This is a genomic window from Vibrio sp. 03_296 (assembly GCF_002265885.1).
The window spans coordinates 1-620 of record NZ_NPKW01000300.1; the positions used below are offsets into that span (position 1 = coordinate 1).

The 620-nt window shown below is 42.2% G+C and carries 2 protein-coding genes; both read left to right on the forward strand.

The features are described 5' to 3' along the window. A partial coding sequence (locus CIK04_RS24160; RefSeq protein WP_142995005.1) for a hypothetical protein occupies positions 1–134 on the forward strand: 134 nt, incomplete at its 5' end. A gap of 258 nt (positions 135–392) precedes the next feature. After that, positions 393–620, forward strand: a 228-nt coding sequence (secG, locus tag CIK04_RS24165) for a preprotein translocase subunit SecG (RefSeq protein WP_128824677.1), incomplete at its 3' end; no start/stop codon positions are given.

Below are 620 nucleotides of genomic sequence, written 5' to 3' on the forward strand. Positions count from 1 at the left end.
GCAGTAAAGGCCGAGTTCTTCTACGTAAATCAGGTACCGAGCCATTAATTCGTGTGATGGTAGAAGGCGAAGATGGTGAACTTGTACAAAATAGTGCACTTAAAATTGCACAAGCAGTGAAAGACAACTGCTAAATTATCACAAGCTTATCTTCTCGAATGTGAAAGGAGCTACTTTGAAAGTAGCTCTTTTTTTCGATTAAAATTGATATTTTGCCCYTTTTTAACCGTTCAGTGCGTTGTGCTCTTTTTTTGTATTTTCGCTTGTCATGAATGACTCCTTTCGTTAGTATTGCTCGGCCTTCAGTTAGGAGGATGCTAGCCTTGTTCTTGCTTGCTTAATGCAAGTCAGAGAATAGCGCTGGCTCAACAATTTGGAACATAGGTGGAAAAATGTTTAGCGTTCTACTTGTGATTTACCTGTTGGCAGCGCTTGGTGTAATTGGCCTTGTGTTGATTCAGCAAGGTAAAGGCGCAGATATGGGAGCCTCGTTCGGTGCGGGCGCATCAAACACTGTTTTTGGTGCCAGCGGCTCAGGTAATTTTCTTACCCGAACAACTGCTATTTTAGCAACAGTATTTTTTTATCGTGAGCTTAACGCTGGTCGCAGTCGACTCTAT